This window comes from Endozoicomonas atrinae, from assembly GCF_001647025.1.
In the GTDB taxonomy this organism is placed as follows: domain Bacteria; phylum Pseudomonadota; class Gammaproteobacteria; order Pseudomonadales; family Endozoicomonadaceae; genus Endozoicomonas; species Endozoicomonas atrinae.
In genome coordinates this window covers 1-2,885 of record NZ_LUKQ02000434.1, presented here as the reverse complement: position 1 = coordinate 2,885, position 2,885 = coordinate 1, and the positions used below count along the sequence as shown (strand labels likewise).

General features: G+C 44.3%; 4 protein-coding genes and 1 pseudogene. 3 read left to right on the top strand and 2 right to left on the bottom strand.

Annotated features, from left to right (window positions below):
* The first annotated feature begins 121 nt into the window (after nt 1-121).
* Entirely contained in the window at nt 122-595 is a 474-nt protein-coding gene (locus AK963_RS27505; protein WP_066018513.1) for a carbon-nitrogen hydrolase family protein, read from the top strand.
* 463 nt (nt 596-1,058) lie between these two features.
* Here AK963_RS27505 and cspE read toward each other — a convergent pair whose 3' ends face one another.
* Entirely contained in the window at nt 1,059-1,268 is a 210-nt protein-coding gene (gene cspE, locus AK963_RS27500; protein WP_066018512.1) for a transcription antiterminator/RNA stability regulator CspE, read from the bottom strand.
* Nucleotides 1,269-1,730: 462 nt separating this feature from the next.
* Between cspE and AK963_RS27495 the strand changes: the two genes are divergently transcribed.
* Nucleotides 1,731-2,249: a GNAT family N-acetyltransferase gene (locus AK963_RS27495; RefSeq protein WP_066018511.1), complete on the top strand. Its 519-nt coding sequence runs from the start codon at nt 1,731-1,733 to the stop codon at nt 2,247-2,249.
* A gap of 85 nt (nt 2,250-2,334) precedes the next feature.
* On the top strand, nt 2,335-2,694 hold the full coding sequence (locus AK963_RS27490; protein ID WP_238593871.1) for a DUF1801 domain-containing protein: 360 nt from the start codon (nt 2,335-2,337) through the stop codon (nt 2,692-2,694).
* Nucleotides 2,695-2,709: 15 nt separating this feature from the next.
* Here AK963_RS27490 and AK963_RS32650 read toward each other — a convergent pair.
* A pseudogene (locus tag AK963_RS32650) lies at nt 2,710-2,885 on the bottom strand (IS256 family transposase); the annotation flags it as partial.

The window sequence follows — 2,885 nt, the reverse complement described above, 5'->3', positions numbered from 1 at the left end:
AGAGTCAGCTTAGTAAAATATTTAACTTTCTGGAACTATCAGACTTGCAGACCACCCCAAAAAGCTATACTTAACGACAGGTCATTTTGGACTGGTGTTTTGAGGACTTTTTACGCCGGTGATGACACTGCGATACAAATATCGAAAAATAAGCCAGAATAGAATTGATCGGCAATACTTTTCAAGGGGTAAAGAACTCCTAACCTTTGAGCACAATGGTTTGAAACTGGGTGTCTCTGTCTGTTTTGATATATGGTTCCCAGAGCTGATGAGAGGGTATCAAGAAGTGGACGTTATTCTTCATCCTGCAAACTTTGGAGGTCAGCAGAGTTTTAGTATTGCTCAAGCGAGAGCTTTAGAAAATGGACAACATATCCTTACCTGCAACAGAGTAGGGAAAGATATTACCAGTGAGTTCACGGCAAACTACTGTGGGGGTAGCCGGGTATACAATCCCAGGGGAGAAGAGCTATTACGGTTATGTGAAACTCAGTCAATTAATACGATAGCTATAGAGGACTTAACATTAGCTCCTCAATATAACGGGATCGACTTGCAAGACGAAATAAATGAAATCCGCAATATATTGGCTTAACTCAATATTGCGAAAAAGTCAGGAGCAGCTCTTGAATAGTGTACCTTCGAGCTGGCTAATATCTCAGTCAGCAATATCCGCATGGCAAAATTGAGCCCCTAAAGCTTAAAGATATGTGAGCATGGCTTATCCAGGATAAGCTGCAGGAAAGCTGGTGTCAGGTCTTCATTTCGTCCCAATGTATAAGAAAGGCCTTCCCCCATCACTCAACCAGCGGCTGACAACGTCCAGCAGATTGTCATATTTACCACTATACGCTCGATATTTCCTGGCACTCTTCCAACACACATCGGTAAGGTATGGCGTGGGTTTCCAGCAATGGAATAGTGGTTTGGGTTATGTTGCCCTGCGCACTTTACCCATTTATTTTTCTGGAAACACAAAAAAGGGCAATACCCGAAAGTACTGCCCTTTTTCCTCACTTTACGCGAGAGAAGAGACTACACAATTGCAGCCCCGACCATCACAGTGGTCGAATATCTTCAGCCTGTGGGCCTTTCTGACCCTGAGTCACTTTAAATTCAACTCGCTGGCCTTCTGCCAGAGATTTGAAGCCTTCGCCAGTGATCTGACGGAAGTGAGCAAACACGTCTGGTCCGCCATTATCCTGAGCGATGAAACCAAAACCTTTCTCGTCATTGAACCACTTAACAGTACCAGTAGTAGTAGACATAGTCATATCCTGAAATTAAATAATAAATGTGCCTTGTAATAAGGCGGTGGAGCTAGAAGCTTATTATCACTTATGAAGAATATGGCGAGTGACTACACCCGGAACATGAAATCTTTGCATAAAAAATAAATCACACTTTTAACGTTCCGCCATTATACAGGTGCGTATCCTAATCGCTATGGGCACTTATATTCAATAAATAACACAAGATACACATGGACGATCGTATGGATGCTTAATAATACCTTTCCGGACGGCAGTTTGGAGGGCTCTACTTCGCTCAACAGTGGGATTTGCCGCCAGATACAGAACGATCCAATCTCCTGTTACGTACTGAACCTCTTCCTGCATCCCCGCACCCAAGCTTCGCTGTCGACCACAGCGCCTTATTCCCATAGCAGACGGTATGTGGCTAAATCAGGATCATACCATTCATCAATTGATAGTGGATGATACATTAGCATGATAATACCCACCCTCGAAACTGACCGGCTGATTCTGAGAGGCTTCAAAGAACAAGACATTGAGCCCTACGCACAGATGTGTGCTGACTCGGAAATAATGAAATACATTGGCACGGGCCAAACACTGTCCAGAGAAGACTCCTGGAGAGGATTGGCGATGCTGATCGGCCACTGGGAACTCAGAAAATTTGGTATGTGGGCTGTTGAGGAGAAATCGTCTGGCCAGTTTGTTGGTAGAGTCGGACTTTATAATCCAGAAGGATGGCCGGGTATTGAGGTTGGCTGGGCACTGGCAAAAGATTACTGGGGTAAAGGTTATGCGACGGAAGCAGCACATCGTTCAGTTCAATGGGGATTTGAGAATACCAGTGCAGACGCGCTGATCAGCCTTATCATTCCGGAAAATACCGCCTCTATTAATGTTTCCAGGCGTATTGGTCAGAGCTTCTCCAGGGCAATCACCATCAAGGGAGTGAAGGCCAGCCTGTATAGCCTGAACAGGCGAACCACAGGATGAATTATTCAAAGAGAAGTACGGTTTTTCAGCTTAGAGGCCGCTGTTGACGATGAAGGATTTTAGCACTCAAAGGATTGCTGATTTTATGATGGATCTTCAATCTACAAAGGCCGAACGTTACGAAATAGCGCTGAAGATCAGGGATATTTATTTCAACCATGGTCCAGATATCATTGAAGACATTAAGTATGATGGCCTGGTATTTCTCAAAGGAAAGCAATTAATTGGGGGCCTGTTTTTCTACCAATCACATGCCTCTATCGAGTTCAGTGAAGGCGCAAACTTATCGGATCCAGATTCGACACTGGAAGGAAAGGGTAAACTGCGCAGGCATATCAAAATTACATCCTGCGGTGATATACAAACCAGGAATGTCAGTTCGTATGTAAAAGAAGCATTGGGGCAATATAGAGCGAAATCGGAGCCTGTAAATAATTCTGTGTAAACGCCACCAAAACTATTACTCCTTGAACCGGTCAGGAAACATAATTTCAAACCGGTTCATGGCTGCTTTCCAGTTCCTGATCGGCATGGTCCATTTCTCGGAAGCTTTTTCCATGGCCAGATAGATTACCTTCATGACTGGCTCATCAGTCCGAAAAATCTTCCGGTTCTTGATCGCCTTACGAATGACGC